The sequence below is a fragment of the Myroides fluvii genome (assembly GCF_009792295.1).
Taxonomy (GTDB): domain Bacteria; phylum Bacteroidota; class Bacteroidia; order Flavobacteriales; family Flavobacteriaceae; genus Flavobacterium; species Flavobacterium fluvii_A.
Genome location: NZ_CP039934.1, coordinates 1,495,872 through 1,509,799 on the forward strand (window position 1 = coordinate 1,495,872; position 13,928 = coordinate 1,509,799).

Genomic DNA, 13,928 nt, shown 5'->3' on the forward strand with positions numbered 1-13,928 from the left:
GGAATATAAAATGAGGATAGCATGATACTAGATATTTTGGCCATATTGGCATTAGCTTTTGGTGTATTTAAAGGGGTTAAAAATGGTTTTTTTGTTTCCGTTGTCGCCTTTTTGTCTCTTTTGATCGGCACGATGGGGGCCTTAAAATTTTCTAATGTAGTCAAGGATTTTCTTCAACAGAAATGGGGATGGGAATCTAGTTTTTTACCAGTGCTATCTTTTGTTATAGCCTTTGTCTTGGCAATCTTAGCAGTTCGATTAGCGGCGCAAATCACGACTAAAATATTTGAAGCTGCTTTTTTAGGCTTCTTTAATCGCTTGTTAGGAGCCCTGTTTCAAATTTTAGTTGTCCTTTTGATGATGAGTCTAGTATATTCCGTTATGGATCAGATAAATAGCCGTATCACAATGATTAGCCCCGAAACCTTAGCCTCTTCCAAAAGTTACAGCGTTTACCTCTTCGTTTCAGAACACATCTTTCCAAGTTTGTTCGAAATGGTAAAGCATCTATTTGAAAAAAGCGTAGATGTTTTGCAAACACCTACGCCTGAATCTATTTAAATTTCGCGTATCACATCTTTGTTAATCCAACCAATCTCTTGGTTTTCCAGACGGACTTTTAACCAGAGTCCCTTTTCTTCCAAGAGATAAACCTTCGTTCCTTGGTGTAATTCTTTGAGCGTAGCAGAGGTGGTTTTAGCCTCTTCTTTAAAATCTGTTTTAGCCTTGAAAATAAGTGCTGTTGTGCTATTTTTAGTGTAGTTGCTTTCAAAAGAAGCCGCATAAAGACTTCCAAGACCAACGACTACACTCAGTGCCATACCAACAAATAAAAGGCGCTTGAGGGTGCTGTTGTGATTGATAAAATATACGATAAAGCATATAAGCAGTGCCACACTAGAAAGTGTAGCAACGACAGCCCAGCTATCAACAGATAATTTGCCGAGGGATTGATGTGCAATATCGGCTTTGTCATATTCTTGGATGATGGTAATATCATCTTCCAAGTGCTCTTTGGTAAAGTTTAGATTCGTTTTAGCCTCCTGCATGGAAGGATTTAACTTCAAGGTCTTTTCATAGTAGTAGGCCGCATGAACATAATCCCCGATTTTAAAATAGGCATTGGCTAAATTGAAATACAATTCAGGTGAATTATCATATTCGTTTACCAAAGCTAAATAGCCGTCAATAGCCTCTTTGAAATGTTCCTTTTGAAAAGCTTCATTCACTTTGTCAAAAGACTTTTGCCAATCCGTAGGTTGAGCATAACTACATATACTCAACAGGGCAAAAACAAGATAAAAAGTTAGTTTTTTCATTAGGACTTAAATTGTTTTTCCAATTGATCAATAACATCAATGGCCGTTTCGTAATCGTTGACTATATCTACTTGATCCGTTGGCGTGTATCGCGCCCATTCACAAGCGTTTTTCAAATTCATAAAAGAGTCAATAGCATCAGCAGTAATGGATTTTTCTTGTAAAATTTCCGTGATATTATCATTGCTCATTTCACTCGTCTCCATATTCAATTTAGCCTTTAAGAAATTGTGCAAACAGCGTTCTAAAGCTTCATAGAATAGATCTTTGTCCTTCATGTGCTTCTTAGCTTCACTCAAGTATTTCTTGGCTAGTCGGTTGTTTCTTCTTACTCTATTTCCTGCAATATCGTTTGCTTTGGCTTTTTTCAGACGGGTTATAAGCGCAAATAAAGGCATGATACCAAGTGGTGCAAGGAGTAAGAAATAGAATAGCGGTGTATTCCAGTACGTTGCTTTTTTTGATTCAATAAAAGTCAGGGTGCTTTTATTCTTTTGGAACAACTCCTGATCATCTGCGTGATCTGTACCGGCGATTTCCTTATTTGTCGGGAGCATCGGACCGTCTAATACGTTGATTTTTATTGTATCAGTAGTAATCGTTTTGTATTGTTTAGTGGCTAAATCAAAATACGAAAATTCCATAGGATCAATGTTGTATTCTCCTTTATATTGTGGAATGATGGTGTATTTGTTTGCTCTATTTCCTTGTAGTCCCAAAGCAGTAGGATTTAACTTTTCTGAATATTGAGGGTCGTATACCTCTAAAGCAGAATGTGCTACCGGAGTTGGCATGGTAATAAGGTTGAGGTTTCCCTTTCCTGAAACGGCAACAGTTAAATATAAAGGTTCACCCGCTTTTAATTCAGTTGTGGAAGGCATTACCTTCATGGAAAATTCTCCTACACCCCCAGAAAAACTAGCAGGTCTGTCTTTTTGCGGTAGTTCTTGTGCATCAATGCTAATGGCTTGTGTACTGAATTCTTTTTCCATTAACCCATATTCAGGGAATCCAAAGAAATCTCTACGACCCGTTGGCACTTCTACTTGAACGGTTAAGGACAAGGGCTTAATCAGGTGTTTACCAACTTCTTGAGCCATAATAATATCCTGTTTCAAAACAATGTAGTGGTACATTTCTCCCTTGTACTTTCCTTGTTTCACTTCAGGACGTTGTGGCATTTCAATATTGTACGTCCAAAATTTGTCGTAAGTAGGGATTTGATTGCCACGGTAACCACCAACATTCGCATTGAAATACAATTTGTAAACAATGGAAACAGGCTCATTAATGAAAGGTTTTGTCTTGGAAACTTCTGCCACTAAATGAACCTTATCTAAGGATTCTTGTTGCACTTGGTTCATCTGTTGGCGCGGATCTTGACGCTCAATAGCATCTGTTACCGTAATAATAATAGGATTCGTCGTATAGGTTTCTCCATCAATTACAATACTAGCTTTTCCAATGGTTATTTTTCCTTTTCTCTTGGGTTTTAAAAGGTAAGAAAAAGATTTTTTGAATGATTTTTTTCCATTCATCCAAGCATAGCTAACAGCACTATTAGGCCCTCCGACTATAGTAAATCCTTCAAAATTTGGAGAGCGAAAATTATCTCCATCACCATTCATTGTAAATTCAATCTGAACAACGTCATTTAAAGGCAATTGTTCCTTATTTACACTTGCCTCGAACGTTGCTTGTGCAGCTAAGGCTTGTGTAAAAAGTACACAAATGAATACAAGATATAGATGTAATGTTTTCATAATTTAAAGCTTACCAATCTTTTTTGCGTTGTGAGGATACTCCTTGTGCTTCGGCTTTTTTATCTCCTTTTTTGTTTTTGTCAATCAGCCTTTGTTGTACGGCTTGTTCATCGCGATTTACGGCATCTAATATACGTTGCATTTGCTCTTTACTTTGTTGCTGCTTCTGCTGTTGTGGATTAGGTTGCTGTTTTTGATCTTGATCTTTATTGTCCTTGTCGTTCTGATCGTTTTTGTTGTCTCCTTGATCTTTCTGATCGTCCTTTTTATCGTCTCCCTTGTCGTTTTGCTTGTTGTCTTGCTTGTTGTCTTGGTTCTGATCTTTATTTTGGTCGTTATTCTGATCTTGGTTTTGATCTTTATTTTGTTGATTCTGATCCTGGTTTTGATCTTGGTTCTGATCTTGATTATCCTGATTTTGATCGTTCTGAGGGTTTTCTTGGTTTAGTTTTTTAGCTACCGCATAGTTGTACCGCGTTTCATCGTCTTTTGGATTATTGCGCAATGCATTTTTATAAGCTTGTTCAGCTGCTTTATAGTTTTTTTCTGCCATATAAGCATTGCCTAGGTTGTGATACGCTTGGTGTTTCGCTTCTTTTGTTTTCGCTTCTATAATGGCTTTATTATAGGCTGAGATAGCCTCCTTATTTTGTTTTTGACGAATAAGACTATTTGCTAAATTATAAGTTGGGGTTTCTTTTTTATCGCTCTTTGATGCGGCTACACGGTAGGCTGCTTCTGCCTGAGTGAATTGCTTCTGCTCATAGGTTTCATTTCCTACAGTTAAAGCACGACCTGCTGATTGTGCCCAGCTAGTCAGCGACGCAAACAGAACCAATCCAAAAGTCAAATATATATGTTTCATTTTTTTACAATCTAAAAGCATTATTCTTTTTCATTGAAGAGATTTAATTTCTTCATCCAACTTGTTTTGCGTTCAAGAATGAATAAATCAATGCAAATGAGGATAAAAGCTAAACCTAAAAACCACTGAAATTGAGATTGAAATTCTGCAATTTGCTGTGATTCAAAATCAGTTTTTTCAATTTTATTGAGCTCATTGGTGATGAGGTCCACGATCTCTTGTGTATTGGACCCGTAGAAGTATTTTCCACCAGTCGCATCAGCAATGTGTTTCAATGTAGAAGGATCTAACTTGGTAATAACAACTTCATTGTCCCAATCGCGCTTGTATTCAAGACCTTTTGCCGTTTTAATCGGAATAGGTCCCCCTTTTTCGGTTCCAACACCTAGGGTAATAATCTTAATATTTTTATCCCTTGCAACTTGAATTGATGCATCAACACCTTCTCCGTGATCTTCCCCATCCGAAATGAGAATCATCACCTTACTCGTTCTTGGGTTGTCAAAGTAATTACTTGCTACGTGAATCGCATCCTCTAGAGCTGTTCCCTGAGAAGAAACCATATCTGTATTCATCGATTGCAAATACATCTTGGCGGCATAATGATCCGTTGTAATGGGTAACATCGGGAATGCACTTCCAGCATATCCAACAATACCAACGCGGTCTGGACCAAGGCTATTGATAATTTGCGAGGTGAGTTGCTTCATTTTTGCCAAGCGATCAGGAGCCATATCTTGAGCAAGCATACTCTTGGAAACGTCAAGAGTAAAAACAATATCGACCCCTTGTCTTTTTACCGTAACGATGCGCGTGCCAATTTTAGGATTGACAAGAGCCAAAACGATACAGATTAAGGCAGCCAAATACAAAGCCGCTTTGATCATCGGTTTATTGGCAGATTTATTTGGAGCTAACGCTTGCATCGCTTTCGCTGTAGCAAACGTCTTTTGCACTTTCTTTTTCCACAGTATTTCCCATACAACAAGCAAGGCAATGACTGCTATTGCAAGTAGTAAAAGAAAATATTTTTTGTCATCTAATTCCCACATAATGCTATTAAATAAATCCTCTAAAAAGTGTTTTACTTAGAATAAAATCTAATGCTAATAAGATAAAAGCAAGAAGAGCGAATAATCTGAATTTCTCGTCTGTATTAACATACTTTTGCTCATCTATTTTTGTTTTTTCTAGCTGATTGATTTCGTCGTATATATTTTTAAGACTTTGTGTATTGGTGGCTCTAAAATATTGACCTCCTGTTTCTTTGGCAATCGTTTTCATCAATTCTTCGTCAAGTTCAACAGGGATTTTCTCATAGCGCAATTCTCCATTTGGACCAAATCCAACGGGAGACTCTGCCAATCCGTTGGTTCCTATTCCAATAGTGTAAATTTTAATGTTGAACTCTTTTGCAATTTGAGTTGCCATTAAGGGGTCTACCGTTCCTGTATTATTCACCCCGTCTGTCAGTAAAATGATGATTTTACTTTTGGCTGGACTTGTTTTTATGCGGTTAATGGCCGTTGTTAGTCCCACACCAATGGCTGTTCCATCGCGTAAATCATCTGAATACTGAATATCGCGAAGTGAATTTAAAAGTAAAGTCTTATCACTCGTTACGGGAGTTTTCGTATAGGCCTCTGCAGCGTAAATCACAATTCCGATGCGATCGGCTACACGTTGACTGACAAAATCCCCTGCCACTTCTTTCAATGCCTCTAAGCGGTTGGGTTTTAAATCGCGCGCTAACATACTCCCTGAAATATCCATAGCCATCACAATATCAATTCCGTGTGTGGAGTGAATTTGATGATCTACGCTGATTACTTGCGGACGTGCGAGTGCTACGATAAGCGCACTGAGTGCAATTGTCTTTAATACGATAGACAAGGGTAAGAGGCGAACTAAAAAGGAGGAATGTCCCGTAAATGCCTCAATAGAACTTAATTTAATCGTTGCCTTTTGTCGTTTTCTATTTCTATACCAAATGAAGATAACAAGAGGTAAGAGTAGAAACAACCAAAAGAATTCAGGATGTAAAAAGGTTGCATTTCTCATAGTTACTGCTCTTGTTTATATTGCATGGAATCGAAAACTTTCTCCGTAATCTCATCGGCATATTGATCTTCTGTATGGTGAAATATCCATACTTGATTTAAAACGTTTTTGCTTTCGTGACTCAATACACAAGTAAAAGCTATTTTTTTATTTTTTCCTTTGTCTTTTTCCAATTTCAGCATGAAACTTCCTTGTGCTTTTAAACCCGTTAATCCCGATGCATTTTCAAATTTCTCATGGGTAAGTTCAATGCCATCCACGTCGTGATTTTTGATAATTAACTTCAAAGCGTGGTCGATAATTTCTTCTTCGGTATATTTAAAGTCTTTGCCGGTAGAAATAGTGCTCAAGGTAATGTATACCGGATCACCCAATTCACCACTTCTGAACTGCTGTATATTGTCGATACCGTCTATTCCACTATCCCCAACGGTAGGGTCGTTTTTTCTCACCAATACTTCGGGTGTGCTTAACGTTAGTCCTACACCACTTCCGTAGGTGCTGTTAATCCATTCTTGTTGAAGGAGGCGTTTTGAAGAGTTGAAAGTGAAAAAACTCAAATTTTGCTCTGAGGTAATATTGATCAAATAAACAACACCAACTACTAGCATCAAAGCTGCAGATACTGCTGTTGGTATACCTACGCGCATTCTCTTTCTCTTTCTTTTGCGCTCTTCTCTCAATCGAATGCGTTCGGTTTGAGTAGCAGCAGAAATAGGATAAGCGGTATTTATTTCATTGATGATATTTTGTGTCTTCGAGGTATCCGCGGTAATTTCATTATCCGCAGGTTGTGATTTAGCAAATTTTACTAAATCGGCTGTATCTAAAATACGCTTGAATTCTTTGATTATTTTAGGATCAATTCTGACTTCCTTATCGCGTAGTGTATTTTTTAAAATGGATATTGTTTCAACGGTGGTTAACTCACGGGCAGAGATGCCAAAGGTGTCTTCAATGAAGGCACGAGCAATATCTGTCATTTCAGAGTAGTAAGGCTTCGCATCTCCACGCGTCCAATTTTGTTTCTCTTCTAGTTGTTTTAACTTGGTTACTGCTTTTTCAAAAGGCGTATTGTATTTATCATCTTCTGTCAGGTTTTTGTCTTGTAGTTTTTTGATAAAAAAGTAAATAACAACCCCGATGAGTATGGATAAAAGAAGAAAGGCCAAATAGTACCAACCCGTAGAAGGAGCAGCGCCAGCTATGGAAATGGATTTAATGTCATACAACGGTGTTTTCAAGGTGTCTACCACAACGTTTTGAACGTTGATTCGAATAGAATCTGTCTTGAATAATTTGGCGTCTATAATGACAGGTAATTCGGGAATCGTAAAACTACCCTCGTCAAATTGTGTTAACTCATATATTTTGATTAGCTCAATGAAATTGTCTTTTTCAATGGTATCAATGGGATATGAGTCTAGTATTTCTAAAGAACCTAAACTTTCCGGTGTTGGAAACAGTACTTTGCTCCCTTTCGAAGTAATAGCTCGTATGCTGTATTGAACCGGTTCGCCTATTTTAATTTCTGTTGTATCTACTTTTGTTTCAAGAGGTAACTGAGCTAACATCAACTGAGAGGATAACAAAAGAATAAGTACGGTAAAGAGATTGAATTTTGTTCTATTCAGTGTCATTTTATCTAGCTTTGAAATACCCTAATAATTTTTTTACATAACTTTCGTCTACACGCATGTTAATCACACCAGCGCCACATTTTTGAAAGGTTTTCTTGAACTGATCTTCTTGTTTTAAAAAATGAGCATTATATTGATTTCTCACTTCTTTACTTCCTGTATTAATTGTGATTTTCTGACCTGTTTCTGCATCAAATGCATTGATAATCCCCACATTAGGCAGTTCTTTTTCGCGTTCATCGTAAATGCGTATACCCGTAATATCGTGTTTTTTTGCAGTTATTTTTAGCGTGCTTTCATAAGGAGGTGTAACAAAGTCAGAGAGGATAAAAACAATGGCTTTTTTCTTTATCACTTTTGATAAGTAGGCCAAAGCTAAACCGACATCAGTTCGTTTGCTTTTGGGTTTAAAGTCAATTAACTCGCGTATGATTCGCAACACGTGCATTTTTCCCTTTTTAGGAGGAACGAATAATTCAATTTGGTCAGAAAACAAAATTAGGCCAATTTTATCGTTGTTTTGCGTAGCAGAAAAGGCTAGTGTAGCGGCTATTTCTGTGACGATATCTTGTTTGAAAGCATCAGTCGAACCGAAGTTTTCAGATGCGCTGATATCGACCATGAGCATCAGTGTGAGTTCTCTTTCTTCTTCGAAAACTTTAATGTAAGGCTCATTGTAACGTGCTGTGACATTCCAATCAATAGCGCGAACATCATCGCCAAATTGATAGGGACGCACTTCAGAAAAAGTCATACCACGTCCTTTAAAGGAAGTATGGTATTCCCCCGAGAAAATATGATCACTTAAACGCTTGGTTTTGATCTCAATTTTTTTGACCTTTTTTAAAATCTCTTTGGTTTCCATTGTAAAAGAATTATTCAAAATAACTATTCCTCATGACGAGGAATAACTGTGAAATAAATAGTTGTTGTCCACAGTTTTTAATACTATGGCACTTCTATTTCGTTTACAATTTGATTGATAATATCAACGGAGGTAATACTTTCTGCTTCTGCTTCGTAGGTAACACCAATACGGTGGCGTAATACATCAATAACTACAGCGCGAACATCTTCCGGAATCACATATCCTCTTCGTTTGATAAAAGCGTAGCACTTAGCAGCAGCAGCTAGGTTGATACTACCACGCGGTGACGCTCCAAAACTGATGAGTGGCTTTAGTTTTTCTAATTTAAACTGTTCAGGATATCTTGTTGCAAAGATGATGTCTAAGATGTATTTCTCTATTTTTTCATCCATGTACACCTTTTTAACGGCCTCTTGTGCGCGTTTAATTTGGTCTAAGGTTACCACGGGATTTATCGTTTGTTTTTCACCCGCTAGATTCTGGCGAATAACTAAGCGTTCTTCTTCTAATTTTGGATAGTCAATAACCGTTTTTAGCATAAAACGGTCCATTTGTGCTTCCGGTAATGGGTAAGTCCCTTCTTGTTCAACAGGATTTTGCGTTGCCATAACTAGAAAAGGCTTGTCTAACACATAGGTTGTGTCGCTTATCGTTACTTGCTTTTCTTGCATCGCTTCTAACAGCGCAGATTGCACTTTTGCTGGAGCACGGTTAATCTCATCCGCTAGAATGAAATTAGCAAACACAGGCCCTTTTCGTATGGTGAAGTCATTTTCTTTTACGTTGTAAATCATGGTACCAATCACATCGGCCGGTAACAAATCGGGCGTAAACTGAATTCGGTTAAAGCTACCGTGTACCGCTTTGGCTAAGGTATTAATTGCGAGTGTTTTTGCTAACCCAGGCACCCCTTCCAATAAGATGTGTCCTTGTCCTAGTAATCCAATTAACAATCGATCAATCATGTGCTTTTGTCCAACAATGACTTTGTTCATTTCCATTGTTAAAATATCAATAAAAGCACTTTCTCTTTCTATAAGTTCATTTAATTCTCGAATATCGTAATTTGATCCGGGTGTTTCCATAATAAAAGTTTTGTCTGAAAAATAACGCTCATTTAATTATTCATGCAAATTCAAAAAATATTCTCTATTAAGTTGTTAATAGATGGTTAAATCTAAAGTGTGCATTCAACATTTGGGCATGATTTATGGGTTTCTTTTTATAATTTTAAGAACAAAAAATAATTTGCTATGATTAATAAGCGATTACTTATTAAAAATCTATTGGCTCAATATGATGAGAATAGTTTCTATGATAAGAAAAGGCAGCTAAATTTACACACCAAATCGGGGAAAGCAAAATTTTTGAAACATATTTGTGCCTTGTCCAATTCAAATCCTCAAAATAATTCATTTATCATTGTGGGGGTGGACGATGATAATAACGAATTGGTCGGTGTCGATTTTTATGACGACAGCAAGATTCAAAACTTAGTAAATGCGTACTTTGGCAACCCTCCAAGTATTACGTATGACAATGTTACTTTTACGGATTTGGCTGAAGATAAGGTGATTGGGTTAGTAACGATAGCGCCAAATTCGGATTTGACGACTTTTAAAAGGCCAATAGGAGAAGTACAAGTAGGCTCTTATTTTTCTCGTGTAGGCAGTACTTCTGTACCCAATGGAGCACTGGTTTACAACGGCAATAGGACCCATGTAGAAAGTATTGAGAAAAGTTCTCAAAACAATCTAAACCATCTGCTGGAAAGTGTCGTGCGTTATATGATGCAGTCTTCTAAGGATATTCACGCCAATTACAGTGTGTTTAAAGAGCAATTTGTCATTTGTTGGGTGGGAAAAAAGATGAATATCCGCGGTATTCCTTTTTACTCGCGTATGGATATTGAGTTTGTCAATGAGCAAATTAAGCTATTCTACTCTTCCCTTGATGTTGTTACATTATTTTACGATACAGAATCTTTTGTCTTGACCGAGTATCTAAATTTGGGATTAAACGACGGAACGAGTTACTATCCTTTCGAAGAGATGCGGTTGAATTTTTATGATAATGGCAGTTATGCCATAGAGAGTAAAATGTTGTTTGAGCCCCCAAAATACAATGAAAATATCTTAGAACACATTTATAGAAATAGTGTAAAAGTCATTCAAAAAATAAAGCAAGGCGATCGTTTAACTAACAAAGAAGAACGGGTGTTGAGTAAATTGTGTTACAACATGATGTTGTGTTATCTCAATGGGTTCGAGCAGGCGAAAGATGAATTAATTGAGGTTAAAGATTATTTAAAATTTGCTAATGACCCTCAGCTGTTTATAGGCTTTAAGCAAGTAATGCGTATCTTGCGCAAGCTAAAATACGAAACAGAGCATTATGAGTAGAACATTGGTTATAGGAGATATACATGGCGGATTTAAAGGGTTGAAACAACTTTTTGAGCGAGCTAAGATAACACCAACAGATCAATTGATTTTTTTAGGAGATTATGTAGATGGATGGAGTGAACCTCATAAAGTGGTTGAATTTTTACTTGAATTGGAGCAAACGCATACTTGTATTTTTTTAAGAGGAAATCACGAGAGCCTTCTCGTTAGGTGGATGTTGACCAAAGAAGAGAATCCGCAGTGGTTTAAAAATGGCGGGGATTCATCTGTTTTGGCCTATCAACAGTTGCCGGAAGAACAATTTAATCGACATTTAGCCTTCTTTCAGCGTTTGAAAAATTACTATATCGATGGAGAAAATCGCCTATTTGTGCATGCGGGATTTACCAACCCTAGAGGAATAGAAGCGGAGTTTTTCGAAGAATATTTGTATTGGGATCGCACCTTATGGGAGATGGTTATGGCAATGGATCCTAACCTAGCGCAGACAGATCCACTATATCCCAAACGATTGAAATTTCACAAGGAAATTTACATTGGACATACACCCGTTACCCATTTTGGTTTTGATGTACCTGTAAACGGTGCTACTGTTTGGAATATTGATACAGGAGCTGCTTTTTTAGGAAAAATAAGTGCCTTGGATATTGATACAAAAGAATATTGGCAAAGTGATGTTGTTGCAGATTTATACCCATTAGAAGTGGGGAGAAATCACAAATAATGGTAAAAAATTATATATTTGTAGCTAAAGTAAAACACAAATGAAAAAAATAATCGCAACTGCTTTTTTAATCGGTGGTATCATGGGGGCTAAAGCACAAGCCGTAAATGAAGTTAAGATCAATATTCTTAATGCTATCGTCGTGCCTTCAATTGAATTGGGTTATGAACACTTTATTGATCACAACCAATCGATTGGAGTAGATATCCATTTTATGGATCGATTTTCATACTATCACGAAAGTAAAAGCAAAGATCAAAAGTTTAATACAACGAGTTTAGCGTTAAACTATAAATTCTATTTTGGTGGTAACAATGATGCTAACGGAAGTGGATATTCAGTATCTCCTTTTATTAAGTACCGTTTTGGTAATTTCAAAGAAGATAAGTTTAATTCAGAAATTAATGGAGTAGAGCGCGTGAAAACGGATATGAATAGCTTTATTTTGGGAATTGGGTTCGGACATAAATGGACGATGGGCGATTCTTTTGCTATTGAGCCATTTGCCAATATTGGCAGAAACTTTAGCAGTGAGGTAAATGACCGTTTTTCTGCTATTGAATTTAATGCAGGTGTAATGATTGGTTATCGTTTTTAATCAACAAGGATATAAAAAAAAAGACGTCTAATTTAGACGTCTTTTTTTTATGGTTGTATGCTATTAAAAATCAAATTTAATACCTTGTGCTAATGGAAGTTCACTTCCGTAGTTGATGGTATTGGTTTGTCTTCTCATGTATGCTTTCCAAGCATCAGATCCAGACTCACGTCCTCCACCTGTTTCTTTTTCACCTCCAAAAGCTCCACCAATTTCAGCACCTGAAGTACCGATATTAACGTTGGCAATTCCACAATCTGAACCTGCTTGTGAAAGGAATAACTCCATTTCGCGCATATTGTTTGTGAAAATAGAAGACGACAATCCTTGAGGAACGCCATTTTGCATGTCGATAGCCTCTTGGATGTTGTTGTATTTCATTACATATAAAATTGGTGCAAATGTTTCTGCTTGTACAATTTCAAATTCGTTTTTAGCTTCAATGATACACGGTTTTACATAGCAACCACTTTCATATCCAGCTCCTTCAACAACACCACCTTCCACGATGATTTTTCCACCTTCTTGTTTTGCTTTTTCGATTGCGTTTAAGTAATCTTGAACTGCACCTTTGTCAATAAGTGGACCTACGTGATTCGCAGCGTCTAATGGGTTTCCAATTTTCAATTGCCCATAAGCACTTTGTAATACTTGGATGGTTTTATCGTACACGCTTTCGTGAATAATTAAACGACGCGTTGATGTACAACGTTGTCCCGCTGTTCCAACAGCTCCGAATACTGCTCCAACCAATACCATGTTGATATCAGCATGCTCCGAAACGATGATTGCGTTGTTTCCTCCTAATTCTAAGATTGTATTTCCAAAACGCTCAGCAACTGTTTTTGATACGTGACGACCAATGCGAGTTGATCCTGTGAAAGATACTAATGGAATACGGTGGTCATTGTTCATTAAATCACCACATTCATTTCCAACTACTAAGTTACAAACGCCTTCTTGAATACCGTTAGCTTTGAATACTTTAGCAATGATGTTTTGACAAGCTACAGCACACAAAGGTGTTTTCGAACTTGGTTTCCACACACAAACGTCTCCACAAACCCAAGCAATCATTGTATTCCAGCTCCATACAGCCACGGGGAAGTTGAAAGCAGAAATAATACCTACAATTCCAATTGGGTGCCATTGCTCATACATTCTGTGCATCGGTCTTTCAGAGTGCATTGTTAAACCGTACAATTGACGTGATAATCCAACTGCAAAGTCACAGATGTCAATCATCTCTTGAACTTCACCTAAACCTTCTTGTAAACTTTTACCCATTTCATAAGAAACAAGCTTCCCAAGATGCTCTTTATTGTTGCGTAATTCCTCTCCAATTTGACGAACGAGATCTCCTCTTTTTGGTGCAGGAACTAATTTCCATGATTTATAAGCTTCTTGTGCTGTTTGCATTACTTTTTCGTAATCTTCAGCTGTAGTTGCTTTTACTTTTCCTATTAATTCACCAGTTACGGGTGAGTATGATTCGATAATTCTTCCGTTAGAAAATGAGTTTAAACCTGTTGAAGTTCCGTTGTTTACTTCCGCAAGTCCTAAATGCTTCATCGCATCCAAAATTCCAAATTGGTCATTTGTTGTTGCCATTATTCTTCTTTTATAGTTTATAAGATAGTTCTTTGCTAAGATATAAAAATAATTTTAGCTAAGAGGCGTTAATA

The 13,928-nt window shown here is 37.1% G+C and carries 13 protein-coding genes; 4 read left to right on the top strand and 9 right to left on the bottom strand.

Annotation, left to right across the window (positions count from 1 at the left end; genetic code table 11):
* Positions 1–21: 21 nt before the first annotated feature.
* On the top strand, positions 22–561 hold the full coding sequence (locus FBR08_RS06825) for a CvpA family protein (protein ID WP_158962042.1): 540 nt from the start codon (positions 22–24) through the stop codon (positions 559–561).
* On the opposite strand, the gene FBR08_RS06830 is transcribed toward FBR08_RS06825, so the two are convergent.
* The 8 genes from FBR08_RS06830 to FBR08_RS06865 form a co-directional block, all read right to left on the bottom strand.
* Positions 558–1,319 (bottom strand): tetratricopeptide repeat protein, encoded by a 762-nt coding sequence (locus FBR08_RS06830; RefSeq protein WP_158962043.1) that lies wholly within the window; start codon positions 1,317–1,319, stop codon positions 558–560. The genes FBR08_RS06825 and FBR08_RS06830 overlap by 4 nt on opposite strands.
* Positions 1,319–3,082 carry a BatD family protein gene (locus FBR08_RS06835; protein WP_158962044.1) on the bottom strand — a complete coding sequence of 588 codons (1,764 nt, stop codon included), beginning with the start codon at positions 3,080–3,082 and terminating at the stop codon, positions 1,319–1,321. The genes FBR08_RS06830 and FBR08_RS06835 overlap by 1 nt, the downstream gene beginning before the upstream one ends.
* Before the next feature lie 10 nt (positions 3,083–3,092).
* Entirely contained in the window at positions 3,093–3,947 is an 855-nt protein-coding gene (locus FBR08_RS06840) for a tetratricopeptide repeat protein (protein WP_233266276.1), read from the bottom strand.
* A 20-nt stretch (positions 3,948–3,967) separates the two neighbouring features.
* The gene (locus FBR08_RS06845; protein WP_158962046.1) at positions 3,968–4,999 is read right to left on the bottom strand and encodes a VWA domain-containing protein; all 1,032 of its coding nucleotides are present in this window, start codon (positions 4,997–4,999) and stop codon (positions 3,968–3,970) included.
* Between the two features lie 7 nt (positions 5,000–5,006).
* Complete coding sequence (locus tag FBR08_RS06850; protein WP_158962047.1) at positions 5,007–6,008, bottom strand: vWA domain-containing protein; 1,002 nt, start codon at positions 6,006–6,008, stop codon at positions 5,007–5,009.
* Between the two features lie 2 nt (positions 6,009–6,010).
* Entirely contained in the window at positions 6,011–7,648 is a 1,638-nt protein-coding gene (locus FBR08_RS06855; RefSeq protein ID WP_158962048.1) for a BatD family protein, read from the bottom strand.
* Between the two features lies 1 nt (position 7,649).
* The gene (locus FBR08_RS06860) at positions 7,650–8,513 is read right to left on the bottom strand and encodes a DUF58 domain-containing protein (RefSeq protein WP_158962049.1); all 864 of its coding nucleotides are present in this window, start codon (positions 8,511–8,513) and stop codon (positions 7,650–7,652) included.
* Between the two features lie 83 nt (positions 8,514–8,596).
* Positions 8,597–9,601, bottom strand: coding sequence for an AAA family ATPase (locus tag FBR08_RS06865; RefSeq protein WP_158962050.1), 1,005 nt, complete (start codon positions 9,599–9,601; stop codon positions 8,597–8,599).
* Positions 9,602–9,769: 168 nt separating this feature from the next.
* On the opposite strand from FBR08_RS06865, the gene FBR08_RS06870 reads away from it, so the two are divergent.
* The 3 genes from FBR08_RS06870 to FBR08_RS06880 are packed head-to-tail and all read left to right on the top strand — an operon-like array spanning position 9,770 to position 12,243.
* On the top strand, positions 9,770–10,918 hold the full coding sequence (locus tag FBR08_RS06870) for a DUF5929 domain-containing protein (RefSeq protein WP_158962051.1): 1,149 nt from the start codon (positions 9,770–9,772) through the stop codon (positions 10,916–10,918).
* On the top strand, positions 10,911–11,645 hold the full coding sequence (locus FBR08_RS06875; protein ID WP_158962052.1) for a metallophosphoesterase family protein: 735 nt from the start codon (positions 10,911–10,913) through the stop codon (positions 11,643–11,645). The genes FBR08_RS06870 and FBR08_RS06875 overlap by 8 nt, the downstream gene beginning before the upstream one ends.
* Positions 11,646–11,685: 40 nt before the next feature.
* Positions 11,686–12,243: a DUF3575 domain-containing protein gene (locus FBR08_RS06880; RefSeq protein WP_158962053.1), complete on the top strand. Its 558-nt coding sequence runs from the start codon at positions 11,686–11,688 to the stop codon at positions 12,241–12,243.
* A gap of 63 nt (positions 12,244–12,306) precedes the next feature.
* Here the strand turns inward: FBR08_RS06880 and amaB are convergent, their stop codons facing one another.
* Positions 12,307–13,854, bottom strand: a complete 1,548-nt coding sequence (amaB, locus tag FBR08_RS06885; protein WP_158962054.1) for an L-piperidine-6-carboxylate dehydrogenase — start codon at positions 13,852–13,854, stop codon at positions 12,307–12,309.
* Between the last annotated feature and the right edge of the window lie 74 nt (positions 13,855–13,928).

What these genes read in the sequence shown, in the direction of transcription:
- FBR08_RS06840 (WP_233266276.1), bottom strand. Translation starts at nt 3,947, where the DNA reads ATGAAACATATATATTTGACTTTTGGATTGGTTCTGTTTGCGTCGCTG.
- FBR08_RS06830 (WP_158962043.1), bottom strand. Translation starts at nt 1,319, where the DNA reads ATGAAAAAACTAACTTTTTATCTTGTTTTTGCCCTGTTGAGTATATGT.
- FBR08_RS06860 (WP_158962049.1), bottom strand. Translation starts at nt 8,513, where the DNA reads ATGGAAACCAAAGAGATTTTAAAAAAGGTCAAAAAAATTGAGATCAAA.
- FBR08_RS06875 (WP_158962052.1), top strand. Translation starts at nt 10,911, where the DNA reads ATGAGTAGAACATTGGTTATAGGAGATATACATGGCGGATTTAAAGGG.
- FBR08_RS06835 (WP_158962044.1), bottom strand. Translation starts at nt 3,082, where the DNA reads ATGAAAACATTACATCTATATCTTGTATTCATTTGTGTACTTTTTACA.
- FBR08_RS06855 (WP_158962048.1), bottom strand. Translation starts at nt 7,648, where the DNA reads ATGACACTGAATAGAACAAAATTCAATCTCTTTACCGTACTTATTCTT.
- FBR08_RS06865 (WP_158962050.1), bottom strand. Translation starts at nt 9,601, where the DNA reads ATGGAAACACCCGGATCAAATTACGATATTCGAGAATTAAATGAACTT.
- amaB (WP_158962054.1), bottom strand. Translation starts at nt 13,854, where the DNA reads ATGGCAACAACAAATGACCAATTTGGAATTTTGGATGCGATGAAGCAT.
- FBR08_RS06880 (WP_158962053.1), top strand. Translation starts at nt 11,686, where the DNA reads ATGAAAAAAATAATCGCAACTGCTTTTTTAATCGGTGGTATCATGGGG.
- FBR08_RS06845 (WP_158962046.1), bottom strand. Translation starts at nt 4,999, where the DNA reads ATGTGGGAATTAGATGACAAAAAATATTTTCTTTTACTACTTGCAATA.
- FBR08_RS06870 (WP_158962051.1), top strand. Translation starts at nt 9,770, where the DNA reads ATGATTAATAAGCGATTACTTATTAAAAATCTATTGGCTCAATATGAT.
- FBR08_RS06825 (WP_158962042.1), top strand. Translation starts at nt 22, where the DNA reads ATGATACTAGATATTTTGGCCATATTGGCATTAGCTTTTGGTGTATTT.
- FBR08_RS06850 (WP_158962047.1), bottom strand. Translation starts at nt 6,008, where the DNA reads ATGAGAAATGCAACCTTTTTACATCCTGAATTCTTTTGGTTGTTTCTA.